Genomic DNA, 16302 nt, shown 5'->3' on the forward strand with positions numbered 1-16302 from the left:
CGTAACAAGCTGGCATGTATGATTGCATCGGATTTATTTGATCAACCAGGTTTTGAGCATACTGACTAATTGCGTCGTGTTAATCGGTTTCGAGATATAATCGGAGGCGCCTGCCTGCAGGCACTTGATCCGGTCCTCTTCCATTGCTCTGGCAGTCAGAGCGATAATGACGATTTTCTCGAAGTCCGGTATTTTGCGGATCTCCCTCATGGTTTCGTAGCCATCCATCTCCGGCATCATGATATCCATGAAAATCAGGTCAACCTCAGGATGGTTCTGCAAATTAGTAAGAGCCTCTTTGCCGTTCTGGGCAAATGTTATATTCATGTTATACCCTTCAAGCACGCTGGATAAAGCAAAAATATTCCGCATATCGTCATCCACCAGAAGAATGTTCTTCCCCTGGAAGGCAGCTTCGGGATTATGAAGCTTCTCGATCAGCTGCTGTTTGTCGGCCGGCAGATCCGCATGTTTGCGGTGCAGGTAAAGAGCGGTCTCATCATAGAGCCGTTCCATGGACTTTACATTCTTGATGACGATGCTTTCGGCATAGTGATGCAGGTTCTGTTCATCCTGCTTGCTTAATTCTTTGCCTGTAAATATTATAACCGGCAGCGTCTGGAGCTTGCGGTTGGTCTTGACCTGCTCCAGCAGATCGAAGCCGGAAATATCGGACAGCCCCAGATCAAGCACCATGCAGTCAAAATGGTTGGAAGCCAGCTGCTCCAGCGCTTCCCGTCCGGTTGCCACGGCGACGACGTTCACATCGGGGTGGGCAATGAAGGCCACGACGCTATTGCGCAGATCCGGGTTGTCTTCGACAATCAGCAAGCTTTTGGCAGGCCGGCGGATATAGGATTCGATCTGGAGGAAGGCCGCTTCGAGCTCGTGGACATCGTTCGGCTTCTTCCAGAAGGCCAAGGCTCCCATGGCAAGTCCCTGCTGATTCTCCTCTGCGGTCGAGATAATATGAATCGGGATATGCCGCAGCTCGGGCCGGCCTTTCAAACGGCTGATGATGGACCAGCCGTCAAGTACGGGAAGCTGGGTGTCGAGCAGAATGGCATCCGGTTTGTAGGCATGAGCCAGGGCCAAGCCCTGATCGCCTTGGGAGGCGACAATGGCTTTGAACCCTCTTTGCCGGGCTAGCTTCAGCAGGATGGCCGCGAATTCGGCTTCCTCTTCGATGATCAGCAGCAAAGTGTCCTCGGGCTGCAGATTAGCCCGGTCATCTTCCATTTCCGATAGCTGGAGCAGCTTCGGATTGGATATTGAAATATCCGGTATGAAAGATTCCTGGAACCGGTTCTTATCTTTGTTGGCCTGTTCCGATGCGGAAGTAGCGCTTGCCGCTGCCGCTTCCGAGCTGCCTGAGGCCGTTTGTGCGGCTTGCAGGTACACGGAGAAAGTACTGCCCTTGCCCTCCGCCGACTCTACTTCGATGCGTCCGCCAAGAAGGGCGGCCAGCTCCCGGCAGATGGTCAGGCCCAGGCCTGTGCCGCCATATTTGCGGCTGGTGGTGCCGTCCGCCTGCTGGAACGCCTCGAAGATGCTCTCCAGCTTGGATGCCGGGATGCCGATGCCCGTATCGCTGACGGAGAAGACAATCTCGTTCGCCACGGACTTCCCGTCCTTGCCGTATGGCGAGGATGGGGAGGGGGTTCCGTGTATGGAAAGCTTAACCGCACCCGTCTCTGTAAACTTCAGTGCATTGGATAGAAGATTGTTCAATATTTGCTGCAGTCTGTGCCCGTCCGTCAGGAAACTCTCGGGCAGGCTATTGTCGCAGTAAATATCGAACTCGATATTCTTCTCCCGGGCCTGCTGCTCGAAATGACGGTAGAAATGACTGCTGATGTCTTTCAGATATACCGGCTCGATGACTGCGGTCATTTTACCGACCTCCAGTTTAGCGAGATCCAGGATTTCGTCAATCAGAGTGAGCAGGTCCTTCCCGGCTGAGAATATCGTATGAATGTACTCAAGCTGTCTGGCCCCCAGGTTCCCCTCTTTATTCTCTGCGAGAATTTGGGAAAGGATTAGCAGACTGTTGAGGGGCGTCCGAAGCTCATGGGAAACGTTCGCCAGAAATTCGGATTTATACTGGGCTGCCATGAAGATTTCATCGGCCTGCTCTTTAATTTCAACTTTTTGCTGCTCGGTCAGTTCGACCTGCTTCTTTAAATACTCGTTAGAGGCGGACAGCTCCTCCGCTTGTTTCTTGAGCTCCTCGGCCTGTTCGGCAATCTCTGTCTTCTGGACTTCGGTCAGCTCCATCTGCTCCTGCAGATGTTTGTTGGAAGCGAACAATTCATCGGCTTGTTCTTTAAGTTCGTCCGCCTGCTGTTTAATTTCTTCTTTCTGAAGCTCGGTGATCTTCATTTGGTCCTGAAGCTGTTCGTTGGATTCGTACAGGCTGTCGGCCTGCATCTGGAGCTCTTCGGTTTGCGCCTGCAGCTCCTCGGTCTGGCTTTCGAGCTCTTCCGCCTGCATCTGGAGCTCCTCCGTTTGGGCTTGAAGCTCCTCGGTTTGGGTCTCAAGCTCTTCCTTCTGGAGCTGGGTTTCCTGCAGCAGAACCCCGATCCTTGCGATATCCGACAAGGTGTTCAGCAGAATGCCCATATTGGCGCTGGTCTGATGGATTAATTGTCGCTCCTTATCGGTGAATTCCCGCAAGGAGGCCAGTTCGATGACCGCGACTACTTCATCCTCATAGAGGACGGGGACGATGATGAGCGTCTTGGGTTTCGTTTCGCCGAGAGCGGAATGGATTGTAATATATCCGTCCGGCAGGTCATGCAGCAGGATAGGGTTCTTATCCCGCGCGCACTGCCCGACCAGCCCAATGCCCGGAGCAATGGGTTCCTGGGGGGCCGTTATATCCTTGTAGGCATAGCCTGCGGCGAAGTGCAGCAAGTCATCCCGCTCTACATACAGAGCGCCGTAGGTCGCCTGTACCGACGATGCCAGCTTGCTGATGAATATCTCCGATGCGCGCTCGATCTGAACAGAACCTTGAAGGAGAATAGCCATTTCGGAGACATGGACATTAATCCAAGTCTGTTCCTCCGCCTTCAGCCGCAGAATGCGTTCTTCTTCGGTCTTGTGATAGAGGTCCACAGCAAGAGATCGGAACGACTGCGCCAACTGCCCGAACTCGTCGCCGGCCTCAGCGGAACGATCGGCGGGATTGACGGAGCCGTGCGCCATATCATGAGCGATCTGGGAGACTCTACGCATTCCGTTATTAATGCCGCGGTGAACACCTATGATCAGATATGCGCCAACGAGAAGTCCGACTAAACCTATCACTAATGACAGAGCCAGCGGGACTCCATCTAAGAACAAACATGCAATTGTGGTTAAGCCGCCTATAGCCAGAATTGAAATGGCGGTGCCCAACCAGACCTTCCATTTTATATTCATGCCTTTCCACCTTGCCTTTCTTCAATAATGCAATTATAACTTTCCCGGGCGGACATGGGTAGTGCGGGCTTTGATCAGGAACGGATGCATATAAAAAAAGCCTGCCATCGGATTCATGAGGATGACAGGCGGCGTTCGATAATAGCCGGTATAGAATAAGGGATGAAGAACGAACTATGCCGTGATATAGAACATAAATTCCTGTCCGTTCTTAACAGGTTCTTGCGCAAGCGTATATCCGTGCTTAATGACTTCCTCCGGAACGTTGCGGAAGGCAGCCGGACAGTCTGCGATAACTTGAAGCAGCTGGCCTTTTTTCATATCGCGCAGAGTTTCCAGTGTGTAAATAACAGGATAAGGACAAGATTCTCCTCTGAGATCAAGCGTATAATCTATGGACATGGTTATAGTCCCCTTTCTTTTTTGAACCCCGTGCCGAAACGGTAGTTTTTCTGCCAATAAACAGCGACCGCGAAACCGATGCCAAGCAGCAGCAGCGTCACAAGTAGGGCGCCTGCCGGCCCCATGACGGGGATGAGATTAATCGGCGAGCCGCTCTTGACGAGCAGGTTGTATATGCCCATATGGTCCCAGGCATAGGCAAGCGCAGTGGCTCCCAGAATGTTGCCGGCGAATACCGGCAGGAAGACAACTTGGCCTTCCATCAGCCTGTACATCATACCGGTTTCGCAGCCGGCAGCCATGACGATTCCCACGCCGAACAGTACGCCGCCGACAAACGTGCTCGGAGCCGCTATCTTGGTGATTGGCTCAAGCCCGTAATAAAGGATAATGAACAAGGTAGCGACCGAGCTGACGGCCATGCCAAGCGCAATAGCTTTGGTCATGGTGGCGCGCCCGCTGATCCACAGATCACGGAACGCAGAAGTGAAGCAGATCTGCCCTCTTTCAATCAGGATGCCGAAGGCGGCGCCGAAGATAGCAGCTATGCCCAGCATGGTTCTGCCGGTCAAGAAGAAGTAAAGGATCAGTCCCGCATACGCAAGGGCGACCAGAGCGCCGATGAGCGGCTGGATCCGTGCAGACTTGCGGGAGGGGGACGCAGGCTTGCCGCTTCCTTTCCGCAGGATGGGTTTGCCTTTCCACCAGGTAGTGCTCACCACTTTGGCACCCAGATAGGTCCCTAGGGCAGTCGCCACAATAAAAATCCAGGAATGAAGCGAGAATTGGGGCACGCCTGTAAAAAACGCAGCCAGATTGCATCCCAAGGCTAGACGGGCTCCGAATCCGGCGATAACCCCTCCAATAAAGCCTTGAACATAACGCCGCTTTTGTTTAGGTATTCTTATCTTGAACGAATTGCTGAGAAGAATCGTGATCAGCGCCCCGATAAACATTCCCCAGACAATCCAGCCGTCGGTTCGGGTGAACGTAGTCCCATTCATTTTGATAAGATTAAAATAAGCCCACCCTGAGATGTCCACGCCAAAAAACTCCAATATGTGCCCGCCGAGCCGGGTGAATTCGCCTGTCACGGCCCATACGGTGCTGGTAAGTCCGAAATACAAAGCACTCAGCACCCCGGCAAGCCCCATGGCAACATACGGGCTCCAGTAATTGTTGAATACTTTATTCCATACAAGTTTCATCGTGCTTAAATCCCCTCTATCATTAATACAACTATTTAATTCTACTACAAATGCTCCCCGGATTTGCGTATTATTTTCTAGAAGGATTGTCAGATTAGTTAAAGCGGAGCCGATATATGGAAGCCGGCGGTATATAGGAGGGAGCGGGGCCATGATTCTATCCAGTGAATTTGAAACCTACACAGCAGCCTTAAGAGCCCTGCCGGTGTATACAAGCCTCACCAAAGAACAATTGCTGACGGAAGAGTTCCTGATCGAACGATGCGGGCCTGCAGACATGTACTATGCCCCGCATAATGAATATATGAATCGGTCGGCCCAGGTAGTCATCATTGGTTTGACGCCGGGGTGGACTCAGATGAAAGCAGCTTTTGAAGAAGCCAGACGCGGGCTGGAGCTGGGCCTCACTCATGAGGCAATAAGCAGAGCGGCCAAGGAAAAGGCGTCGTTCGCAGGGACGATGAGACACAATCTGACCGGGATGCTGAACAGGCTGGAACTGCACCACTACTTGGGCATTCCGTCCTGCGGGGGACTGTTTCTGGAGCATCGGAACCTGCTGCACACCACTTCTTTGCTCCGTTATCCTGTCTTCATTGGAGAGAAGAACTACACCGGATCGAACCCGGATTTGCTGAAAACCGCTTTCTTAAGAGAGCGTTCCCTTGCTTTCCTTGCAGAAGAACTCTGTCTGCTGGATCAGCCTCTTATTATTCCTCTGGGAAAAACGGTCGAAGGTTGTTCTGCACCTCGCCAGGCAGGAAGGCATATTGGACCCCGTCCGTTGTTTATGGGGGTTTCCGCATCCTTCCGGTGCCAAAGGGCACAGACTGAAGCAGTTTAACGCCAATTTGGAAGAGATGAGAAGGCGGTTAAGGGAGATCGGCGGGCAGAGATGACGACAGAGCGACAGATTACCCCGTGAATCGTAATGGGATCGAAAAAGAACTAACTTCCGTAACGGAAGTTAGTTCAGACGAATAATATTGTTAGTCATGCCTACATACAGCAAGAGGAATAATATAAGGAATATGGCAGAAGCAGTGAGCAAAAATATTGCTAATATTCTACTCTTATTTATGCAAATCCACCACCTTTCCTAATTAGTATATATCTGGAAACAGGGACCGTGATATTATAGCAGAGTGAAACGGAGTTGTGTTTATTTTTTTAATTAATCCGATGCTGGGGGCAAGTAGATGATGGCTATTCAATATGAGAAATGTCCGGTTGAGATTGCTGTTGATGCACTAAGCGGGAAGTGGAAGGTACTTGCACTATGGTATTTGCAGCACGAGACACTCCGGTTCAATGAGCTGCAGCGGCGTCTGCCAGGAGTTTCCCAGAAGGTGCTGTCTCAACAGTTGAAGGAATTGGAGAAGGATGGAATTATCGGACGGCAAGTTTTCGCAGAGATGCCTCCGCGTGTCGTTTACTTCATGACGGAGAAAGGGAAAGCAATGAAGCCGATTCTCAGCAGTCTTTTTACATGGGGTACAACGTTCAAACCGTAGGTGAACCCTTAATTCTTACCTTTTGGTAACCCCGTTACCAAAAAGTGCCTTCTTGTGCAAGATATCCCTCTCTGGTCTAATGGACGTAGAGTCTAGAAAATATGGATCTAAGAGGGGGATTCAATATGTTTAAAAAAGCAATTCCGGTTATCGTGCTTACAACCGTTATGATTTTATCCGGCTGCAGCACGAATGCGGGTAGTCCGGCTGTGGACAAACTAGCCGAATTAAGTGATGAATTCAACGACAGCACCTCGCTGGCCCAATGGAAAAAAGCCGGAGATACTTTCCAGAATGGTTTCTATTTAAGCAGAGCGGATAGCAACCAGACGAGCGAAGGGCACCTGTTCCTGGAGCCTACATCCGGTACTTGGTATGGAGTGAACACCGGACACCTTTCCTACAAAACCATTACCGGTGACTTTGTTGCCACCATGAGGGTTAAAGTGACGGGTAAGAGCGCATCCGTTCCTTCCGGTGAGTTCGATATGGCCGGCTTGATGATGCGGGCTCCCGGCGAGCCGGAGGGAACGGTTGTGCCCGATAACAAAGAGAACTGGGAGTACCTGACCACCGGAGGCAAGAACGGAACCAGACTCATTGATTTTAAGCAAAATGTAAATAGTCAATTTATCTACAAAACAGAGAATGTACAAACGGAGTGGATCGAACTCAAGCTTGCAAGGATCGGCAGCAACGTCGTCAAACTGTACAAAGAAGAAGGGGGCCAGTGGAAGTTTGCGGACGCACACGAGCGGACGGATCTTCCGACTAAGCTGCAGGTAGGTTACTGCCTGCTTACGAATCTGTCCGGTTATGCGGACAACCTGACGTACGTGGATTACATACGATTCAACGAACCGAAGCCATCCAAGGATCTCGCAAAGAAGCTGGAGTCCAAGACGGTAGAGGAACAAGACTGGCTGGAGCTCCTCGGTACTGAAAAGGTGAAGTAAGAAGAGTCCGCCAAGCCGGAATGTGTGAGATTCGTCCATGCAGAAACAGTCTGCGGATGAGCCTCGGATTCTCCGAAGCTGATGAGATAGAGCTGTATCCGTAGATTAAAGAGGCCTGCCGGCAGATTGATCCGAACCGGCAGGCTCTTATAATTTCTGTCCCCTTCCATTATTCCCGACTAGGGACGGCAGTATTGCTATACATGAATAGAGCCTTCCCTATAACTTTCTTGCCCGGTTAATAAAAAATGCAAGGATTAGCGCAAGCAGTAATAAAAAAACCGGCATCCCCCAGGCAAGCAGATTAAAATCATAATTCCTGGCTGTCACGTAGATCTGGGCACTGATGCAGACAAAGAAGAGTACAATTTCTGATTTCATGATGTTGATCATCATGCGGGCATTCAAGTATTGATTCTTGCGATTTGACTCAGTCAGGTTGAAATAATTATAGACATGAGGGTATCTCTCCAGCAGGGTCAGCACGATCCATACAACGCAGGCTAGTGCCATGGGCATCCAAATGTAAGCCTTGCCGCCGTACCGGTCGGGCTCCCCTCTTCCGTTGAAATGAATCGGGATTTCCGTAGGAATGTCTCTCCAGTACAGCGCTAGGAGGACAGCAGCGCCTGCTAGCAGCAGAACCGACAGGAAGTCGGATATACGTTCGGGCACCGTTCGATCAATGATTAATTTAGGTTGGCTTACTTGCATAGAATCACCTCGCCTAATAGATATGCGGCTGCTGCCTAGTCTTTGATCCCGCGATACTTCGCGGTGCGCAGTTCTCTGATGTATGCTTCCAGGTGAGGCATGTCTGCATCAATGGCCTGCTGGACAGCACGCTCGATGTCATAAGGCACTCTGACGAACCTGATATCGAGGGGCGCGGCTGACCGGGATTTATAGCTGCCTTCCAGAATGACGTAGGATGCCTGCGTTACATCGAGCGGATTGCCTACACTGCCGACGTTAAACAGCACTTTTCCTTGCAAATGCTGAAGATAGGCATTGTGAATATCCCCGTAGCCTACGATATCGGCTGGAACATTGGCCGTGCAGTGCTCGGAGGATTCGAATAGCGATAGTCGTTTCTCCAAGTCATCCCAAGGCTGTACACGTTCGTATAGACTGCGAGGCGAGGCGTGAAAAAGCCGCACATATTGGCCGCTCATATAGAACTCAATCGTGAAAGGAAGAGCGGCTAAATAATGGAGCCGTGCTTCTCCCAGCACATTTTGATGCCAGCACAGATCCGGGTACTCCGCTTCACGTGTTATAAAATCATCCCAGTTGCCGCTTACAACGGCTTCACAATGTTGGCGGATCAGATCTACCGCCTGATCGGAATGAGGACCTTTGCCGACCAGGTCCCCCAGGCACAATAATCTCGTAATATCTCTTCGGCGGATATCTTCCAATACAGCCTCAAGCGCCGGTATATTGCCGTGGATGTCGGATAGAATAGCGATTTTGTCCACAAGTAATGTCCTCCGTTAATCGGGCAGCTGGTCTGCTCTCTATTTTTTTCTGCTTTCTTTATTTTCGATTTTTCTGATCCGCCTTCCTTCTTTCTTAGAAAAATTAGAACAATATGTAAGATTTCATACCGCAGTTATTCAGAATTTCTTCGCACATCCAAGTCCCTGGAAGTTCCAATGATGGGGCTTTTGAAGCTAGTTTCTTACAATTTCTGAACTTTAGGCATATAGGCCTTAACAAGAACTCGCTTTAGATTTATTATTTTTATGTAGGCATGAAAATTCACTGTTTAGAATCATAATAATCCTGTTTAATAGGTACAAAGAACTAAAAAAATAAAAAGACCGAAGGGGTTTTTTATGAGATTCAGACAAAAGCTTACCTTAAGTTTTGCCGCTGTGCTGGTGTTGACGATTCTGGTAGGAACGATTAGCTGGATGGGGTTGACCCGCGTCAACCAGGCTTACGAGAATCTCATTCAAGACCGGGTGCACAAGATTCTGCTGGCTAAAAATTTAGGAACTCTGGCGGCGGACCAGACCAAAAATGTGCGGGGTTATCTTTTAACAGGCAATGATCAGCACTTTGTAAGCTACGAGAAAGACAGAGCAGCCTTTAAGGCGGATATGCAGGAACTACAGGAGAGTATCACATCGGCCCAAGCGAAGGAATATGCAAATCAGCTGCTCCAGTTGGAGAAGCAATATGCGGGCGTTGTTAACGAAATTGCCGTATACAAATTCAAAGCAGATACCGAGAATTATGTTCGTCTGGTGGAAGAGAAATGTGTTCCGCTGGCTCTGAAAATGGCAGCAGCGGCAGAAGAATTGGAAAATTACCAGCAAACCCAGTTAAATCAAACCGTGACAGAAACCGCTCAGCAGGTCCAGAACAACAAAGTGATGGTGCTGACGGCCGTATTGCTGGCCCTTCTCATAGGAGCGCTTTTGGCCTTTTTCATCATCCGCATGATTTCGCGTCCCGTTACGCTGGTGGCGGACTCTGTAAAACGGATCGCCGGCGGCGATTTGACAGCGGAGGATGTAGCGGTCAAACAACAGGACGAGATCGGCGATATGGCACGCGCCTTCAATGACATGAAGCACAACCTGCGGACGCTTATGATGAACATCGACGATAACGCCCTGCAGGTGGCCTCGGCCTCCAAGGAGCTGTCCGGCGGTTCCGGGCAGGCTGTTATGTCCGCTCAGCAGATTGCGGAAGCTGTTCAGGGCATCTCGGAGACGGCTGACAATCAAGTGGCCCGGATCAGAGAAAATAAGCTGGCTATGGAGGAAAGCGCAGCCAGCATTCAAAGAATTGCCCAGTCCGCCTCAATCACCGTTGAATCGGCAGAACGGGCGGATCAGGAGGCGCAGCAGGGACGCGCGCTTCTGGAGGAGACAGTCGTTCAACTGAAGCAGATTCAATCTACAATGGGGACATCGGCTGCCGTGATCAACGAGCTGGGTGAGCAGTCGAAGCAGATCGAGAAGATTAGTATTTTTATTAAAGAAATCGCCAGTCAGACCAACCTGCTGTCCTTGAATGCCAGTATCGAGGCAGCACGGGCCGGAGAACATGGCAAAGGCTTTGCCGTTGTGGCGGGAGAGGTCAAGAAGCTTGCCGAGCAGACGGGTTATGCATCGGGACAGATCGCGGACGGAATCCGCAGTATGGTAGAAAAGGTCGGCAGATCGGTAGAGGCGATGAAGGCAGGCTCTGAGGAGATTGAAGCGGGTGCCCGGGCCATGGACCGCACAGGGGAAGCTTTTGACCACATTTATAAGGCTGTTCAAGTCGTTGCAGGGCAGGCGCAGGAAGTATCCGCAGCGACGGAAGAATTGTCTGCGGTGACCGAGCAGCTTCTGGCCACGGAGCAGCAGCTTGTGGAACTGTCCTCTGTGATTTCGGACCAGTCCCAGAACATAGCAGCCGTATGCGAAGAGCAGCTGGCTTCTATGGAGGAAATAGCTGCATCATCGGAGTCGCTGGACGGCATGGCCGCAGGTCTGCAGGACAACATCCATCAGTTCAAATTCCATCGTTCACAAGAAATACCTGACAACAAGCAGGCACCCCAGTCTTCTGAGAATCAGCTGGAATTGGGATTCAACCCGGCATCCTGAGTATTCTGAACGAATCTGTTCATTGCTTTCATCTCACATGATTTCCATATTCGAATCAAAAACGCCTGTCCCCGGATTTTATCCGTTTGGACAGGCGTTTATTAATCGTTAGCAAAGCGGTCAAGCCGCTGGCTTAGGCTGCATTTCTTAAGGATGATTCACCCATTCGTTCAGCCAATTGGATTGGTCAGCCTGGTATAGGGCGGGAGCATACACAGTAGGGTGGTACCCTGCAAAATGGCTCCACCAGAAGATGCTGGCGCCGTGTACATTGGCGCCGCCAGGAGAAGCGATAGCGGCCTGAAGCCCTTTAGCCGCATTGTACAGGCTCTCAACCGCAGGATCATGATAGACCGTGCCGTCTTCGGCTGTCTTCTTCTCGTAAGCGGGCATAGTCGGCATCAGCTTGCTGGAAGTGCCATCCAGCGCGGTGCTGTAGCGTTTCACTTCCTGAGTCCACAGCGCTTGATAGCTGGCTGCATCCACAATTGGGGACCCCCAGCCCATCTGGTCATAGATCATCGGCTGAACCTGGTTAAGGATGGCCCCCACCTGCGCGATGAACGCATTGCTCCACACAGGGGAGGAGCCAAAATCAGCCGGTGTGGATTGGGAGAAGTTCGTGTTGCTTGCCAGAGCATTGTCGCGCAGATATTGCAGAGTACCAAGCAGCACCGTATCATTCGAGATAAACCCTTCAATATCCAGATGAATCCCGTCCGCTTTATAGAAGGTTCCGCTGCCATTGATCTGCAGGCCCGTGTTGACGAGCTTGTTGGCCGCCGCATTCAGGTTGGCTTTAAACGTCTGTGTTCCGAAATTAGGATTCGGCGTTTTGACGCCGTTCACCCTCGGTGCCCGGGACCCATAGTTTAAAGCCGGAATGATCAGCTGGTTAGGGTCGGTTTGCCTGGAAACCTTGATCCAGTTAGCCAGCTTGGAATATCCCGCAGCCGGTAGGGAACCGTTGCTTGCCGTATTCGAATCTATGAGAACACCGACATCAACGAACTGATATTTGATTTTATACTGCTTCAATTTGTTCACGTAATCGGCGATTTGCTGATCGGACAGGGCTATATTCCCATTGAACCAGTCTGCATTAAGAAAAGCTGCGTTATTGGTATGGCAGTTTGCCGTACAGCCTGCGCGAGTATCCGCATTCGGGCGGGACTCCGCATTACCTGCTGTGGGCAGGATGGTTAGGATAAGTGCGAGTACAAGAGCGAGACTTAGCATGTGCTTGGGACTGAATTTCATTGGAAAATAACCTCCTTGGATTGAACAGTATTTGTGAGAAAATCTGTTCCGGTACGGTGTGCTTCCTTTGCGCTTCCTTCCTGGGACAACCGCTGAAGTCTTTCATTTCCCTCCTTTGCAAACAGATGAAGTGGCCGCTTGAAAAGTACAGATATCGGGATCGGACATTCTTAACAAGTAAGCGCTTCAAATAATTATGTAATTTAATACATTAAATGTCAAATTAATCGGAATCTAGTCTTGGAATAATTTCGAATATACTCCTGTTTGTAAACCGGATCGTTTGAACGTATGGTGTGGTATGATAAGAGAATAAGCTTACGAATCGGGAGAAAATGAATGTATCAAAAAATAAGCCTTACCGTTTTTTACATCATCATTGCCTGTCTGATATACGTGTACGGAGAAGCGTTGTTAACCTGGTTCCGGGAGTCGGATCATGCTCCAATGGCGGCGGGACTAGCCACTTTAATGGCTCTGTTCCCGGTGATCCCGTATCCCGTAGTCGGCGGAGTGATCGGTGCTGCCTTCGGGCCCGTTCTTGGTGGTTTTATTACCTGGATTGGCTCTGCCGCTGCTTCCGTCCTCATGTTCCTTTTCATCCGGTACGGCTATCAAGAGTGGGGAGCCAGACTTCTGAAGCGCTCCGGGCGATTGGGCAAAGTCACCGCCCTGTTTGAACGCAATGCATTCCTGGCTATTCTCTTTGCCCGTCTGATTCCTTTCGTTCCTTCGATCTTAATCAATGTGTACTCGGCTTTGAGCCGGGTTTCGCTGCTGTCCTACACAGTCGCTTCGTCGCTCGGTAAAATTCCCGCCATGCTGCTGTTTGCCTTCGTAGGAGACAACTTGATGACCGAGCCTAGGAATGTTCTGATCACCGTTGGAGTCTATGGGGTCTTCCTTCTAATTACTTTAGGAATTCACCGCTTATGGAAAGGAAAGAAATCAGCACAGCGCAGCATTGAGGAATCCGCTGAAGTAACTTTAGAAAAGAATTAATACTCCATCAACTCCTCCGCTCCGGATGAGTTGATTTCACCAAAGAAGAGCTGCTTCAGGCGGCAAGAGAGGCTAGTCCTCGGCATGAATAAATGAGCTAACATCGGCTGTTGTCCTTCGCAAGAAGGCAATGGTCGTTTTTGTGTGAAATCAAATTCTTCGACCTGTAAATGACCGGAGATCAGGAATTTTTATGTATATCTATACGCTCCTTCGGTTCCTCAGACACGCCCGTGATACACTGATGAATATGCAGTAAGTTATAGCATTGGAGGGAGAGGGAAGAGGATGACGATGAACCAACCATGTATGTTTTTGATTACAGGGATTATGGCGAGCGGTAAATCGACGGTTGCTCAGCTCCTGGCCGCAAAATTTAATAAGTCGGTACATTTGCGAGGAGATATTTTCAGGAAAATGATCGTATGTGACCGCAAGGAAGTGAAACCTGACGCGGGAGAGGACCAATTGGAGCAGCTAAGACTTCGTTACCGGTTGAGCGCCCAAGCAGCGGATACTTATTATAGTCAGGGCTTTACCGTAATCATGCAGGACGTTGTGGTGGGACCCATGCTGACGGAATTCCTGTCGTTTGTCCGGACTCGTCCCCTCTACGTCGTAGTGCTGAATCCGGATACGCAGGAGGTCGCTGCCAGAGAAGCGGCCCGTCCCAAGAAAGGCTATGGCGAATGGACGGTAGAGGGCTTGTATTCTGTGCTGAACAACGAAACACCCGAGATCGGAATGTGGGTAGATTCGTCTAATCTGACGCCGGAGGAGACAGTAGAGGAGATTCTGAGCCGGGCGTGGAGTGAAGCTCATATTGTATCCTGACAGAAATAAGGGGCATTTTATAGAAAAGTAGCCATGTGCAAACAATCAATGGTAAAGTTAGGATATTCTGAACTCCTGACGAAAGTCTTCCCATCTTAAAGAGGAGCTGCTTTCCGTCGACAAAGGACTCGATTATGTTTACTTTAGAAGGCTACGAATTGACTGAAATTGTTTATGATGACCCCTGTTTTCTGATCTGCTACGCCTGGTCTGCGCATTCTTCCCGCAAGGTGCTCCTGAAGGTTGTCAAAGACGGAAACCGGACGTTAACCGAGAACGGTAAATTACTGAATGAATATAAAGTGGCTTCCTCCTTAAAAATGGACGGTATTCTCGCGCCCACGGCAGCGATCATGCACAGCAGCGGTATGGCTCTTGAATTCGAGCCTATTCAAGGGTATACGCTTCGCCGGTATGCCGAGATCCTGCCGATTTCTACGCGGGACCTGTTAAATATAAGCATCCGGCTGGCAGAAATTATCCAGGAGCTTCATGACAATCATGTCCTGCATTTGAATATCAGACCGGACACGGTTCTGATTCAGGAAACGACGCTGCGGGTTTATCTGACCGGCTTCGGCTATGCAAGCAGAGCGGTAGATGGAACCTGGCAGGACAGCAGCATACCGCTGATGGAAAGCAGCCCGTACTACATGTCACCTGAACAGACGGGACGGATGAACCATGGCGTGGGCACCCGGTCGGATTTGTATTCGCTGGGAGTCACGCTCTACGAGCAGCTGGCGGGGCGCCTGCCGTATGCGGCCAAGGACGCGCTGGGCTGGTCCCATGCCCATATGGCGCAAAGTCCAGCCCCTCTGCCCGGCAGCCTTGGGGGTATTCCGCAGAGGCTGGCGGATATTGTCATGAGACTGCTGGCCAAAGATCCGGCGGAGCGCTTCGGAAGCGCAGCTCAAGTGCGGGCAGCCCTGCAGGCAGTGGCTGCGGATGAGCTGTGCGCAGCGGCAGAACCCGTCCTTGGGCAGGCAGCGCTTCACGCCGGAGGTCACGGCGACCGCAGCGTAGAAGCTGCGTCAGCGCTGCGTGCAGGCACGGCCCCCCGGGAACTGCAAGCCGGAGCGGCGAATCCGGCGGGCAGCTGTACAGTACGGCCAGGCACGCAGTGGACTGAAGATAGTCCGCGCGCTGGACAGCGCAGTGACGGCAACAAGCCGTCAGCTCAAGCTCATGGCGCAGCGGCGGTTACTCTGGAGCAGAGCGCCAGCTACTCGCAGGTGCTCGATCTGTCTGCGATTATTCAATCTTCGCAGGCTTTTACGCTTGGCGGCAGCGGCGCGGCAATGGCGGCGAAACTGATGACCTTGCTGCTGCAGAGTGCAGGTGCAGAGCGCGCCATACTGGTGACGGCTCGCAGCGGGGTGCGGGTCCGCATTCTGTCGGCGGTAAGCAGTGCCGGAGAGATTGTCGTCTCCGGCACTGTGAAGCGGCTTGCGGACGACCCCAGCCTGGACGAAGAGCTCCTCGCGGACTGCATAAACGGAGCAAGACCGATCCTGCTGAGCGAAGAGGCCCGCGGTTCCCGGCTCGCGCTTCCTTTGATTACGGGAGGGCAGGCCGCGGGCTGCTTGTATCTGGAGAACAAGCTGAACAGGCGCGCTTTTGCGGCTGAGCGGCATCCCGTTCTTCAGATCCTCGGCGTGCAGGCGCTCTATTTAGCGCAGCAGAGTCTTGATACCCCACCCGTAATTCCGCCGGGCATACAGGCAAAGGCACTCACACACAGCATGGAATCATTGACCGCAAGAGAGAAAGAAGTGCTCCAGCTTATGGCAGCCGGTCTTTCTAATCAGGAGATTGCCTCGCGTCTGATCATCTCTACAGCGACCGTCAAGATCCATGTGAAGAACATCTTCAGAAAAATGAAAGTGGACCGACGGATCAAAGCGGTTACGATTGCCAAATTCCTCGGCCTTCTGGATGAAGGGGCGCCAGCATAAGAAGCGCCAGATACAAAACGCAGAATACAAAACGCCCAATACAAGCGGGGTAAGTGAAGACCCAGGACTTGCCGGCATCGGGTTTACTCACAAGAAGCAGGCTGCCAGAGCAGAGCCGGCGTTCTTGCTGA

Annotated in this window: 13 protein-coding genes; 7 read left to right on the plus strand and 6 right to left on the minus strand. The window is 51.3% G+C overall.

Annotated elements, in window-relative coordinates; genetic code table 11:
- Window positions 1–33: 33 nt before the first annotated feature.
- The 3 genes from AR333_RS17265 to yedE form a co-directional block, all read right to left on the minus strand.
- The gene (locus AR333_RS17265; RefSeq protein ID WP_068776616.1) at window positions 34–3426 is read right to left on the minus strand and encodes a response regulator; all 3393 of its coding nucleotides are present in this window, start codon (window positions 3424–3426) and stop codon (window positions 34–36) included.
- Window positions 3427–3600: 174 nt separating this feature from the next.
- Window positions 3601–3828, minus strand: a complete 228-nt coding sequence (gene yedF / locus AR333_RS17270; RefSeq protein WP_068776617.1) for a sulfurtransferase-like selenium metabolism protein YedF — start codon at window positions 3826–3828, stop codon at window positions 3601–3603.
- A 2-nt stretch (window positions 3829–3830) separates the two neighbouring features.
- Window positions 3831–5036, minus strand: a complete 1206-nt coding sequence (gene yedE, locus AR333_RS17275) for a selenium metabolism membrane protein YedE/FdhT (protein WP_068776618.1) — start codon at window positions 5034–5036, stop codon at window positions 3831–3833.
- Window positions 5037–5187: 151 nt separating this feature from the next.
- On the opposite strand from yedE, the gene AR333_RS17280 reads away from it, so the two are divergent.
- The 3 genes from AR333_RS17280 (at window position 5188) to AR333_RS17290 (ending at window position 7506) form a co-directional block, all read left to right on the plus strand.
- Complete coding sequence (locus AR333_RS17280) at window positions 5188–5880, plus strand: hypothetical protein (RefSeq protein ID WP_253735893.1); 693 nt, start codon at window positions 5188–5190, stop codon at window positions 5878–5880.
- 355 nt (window positions 5881–6235) lie between these two features.
- Window positions 6236–6550 carry a helix-turn-helix domain-containing protein gene (locus AR333_RS17285; RefSeq protein ID WP_068776619.1) on the plus strand — a complete coding sequence of 105 codons (315 nt, stop codon included), beginning with the start codon at window positions 6236–6238 and terminating at the stop codon, window positions 6548–6550.
- Window positions 6551–6675: 125 nt separating this feature from the next.
- Window positions 6676–7506: a hypothetical protein gene (locus AR333_RS17290; RefSeq protein ID WP_068776620.1), complete on the plus strand. Its 831-nt coding sequence runs from the start codon at window positions 6676–6678 to the stop codon at window positions 7504–7506.
- Window positions 7507–7725: 219 nt separating this feature from the next.
- On the opposite strand, the gene AR333_RS17295 is transcribed toward AR333_RS17290, so the two are convergent.
- Together AR333_RS17295 and AR333_RS17300 are read right to left on the minus strand one after the other, a co-directional pair.
- Complete coding sequence (locus AR333_RS17295; RefSeq protein WP_068776621.1) at window positions 7726–8220, minus strand: DUF1648 domain-containing protein; 495 nt, start codon at window positions 8218–8220, stop codon at window positions 7726–7728.
- A 35-nt stretch (window positions 8221–8255) separates the two neighbouring features.
- A complete protein-coding gene (locus AR333_RS17300) occupies window positions 8256–8987 on the minus strand; it encodes a metallophosphoesterase (protein WP_068776622.1) in 732 nt (243 codons plus the stop codon).
- 360 nt (window positions 8988–9347) lie between these two features.
- On the opposite strand from AR333_RS17300, the gene AR333_RS17305 reads away from it, so the two are divergent.
- Window positions 9348–11117, plus strand: coding sequence for a methyl-accepting chemotaxis protein (locus AR333_RS17305; protein ID WP_068776623.1), 1770 nt, complete (start codon window positions 9348–9350; stop codon window positions 11115–11117).
- Window positions 11118–11264: 147 nt separating this feature from the next.
- Here the strand turns inward: AR333_RS17305 and AR333_RS17310 are convergent, their stop codons facing one another.
- Window positions 11265–12377, minus strand: a complete 1113-nt coding sequence (locus tag AR333_RS17310) for a hypothetical protein (protein ID WP_068776624.1) — start codon at window positions 12375–12377, stop codon at window positions 11265–11267.
- 339 nt (window positions 12378–12716) lie between these two features.
- Here AR333_RS17310 and AR333_RS17315 point away from each other — a divergent pair, with 339 nt between their 5' ends.
- From AR333_RS17315 to AR333_RS17325, 3 genes are all read left to right on the plus strand, one after another.
- Window positions 12717–13379, plus strand: coding sequence for a TVP38/TMEM64 family protein (locus AR333_RS17315; protein ID WP_068776625.1), 663 nt, complete (start codon window positions 12717–12719; stop codon window positions 13377–13379).
- Window positions 13380–13667: 288 nt separating this feature from the next.
- Window positions 13668–14213 (plus strand): AAA family ATPase, encoded by a 546-nt coding sequence (locus AR333_RS17320; protein ID WP_068776626.1) that lies wholly within the window; start codon window positions 13668–13670, stop codon window positions 14211–14213.
- Window positions 14214–14371: 158 nt separating this feature from the next.
- A complete protein-coding gene (locus AR333_RS17325) occupies window positions 14372–16171 on the plus strand; it encodes a LuxR C-terminal-related transcriptional regulator (RefSeq protein ID WP_172798887.1) in 1800 nt (599 codons plus the stop codon).
- Window positions 16172–16302 lie beyond the last annotated feature (131 nt).

It is taken from the genome of Paenibacillus sp. FJAT-26967, from assembly GCF_001541095.1.
Lineage (GTDB): Bacteria > Bacillota > Bacilli > Paenibacillales > NBRC-103111 > Paenibacillus_F.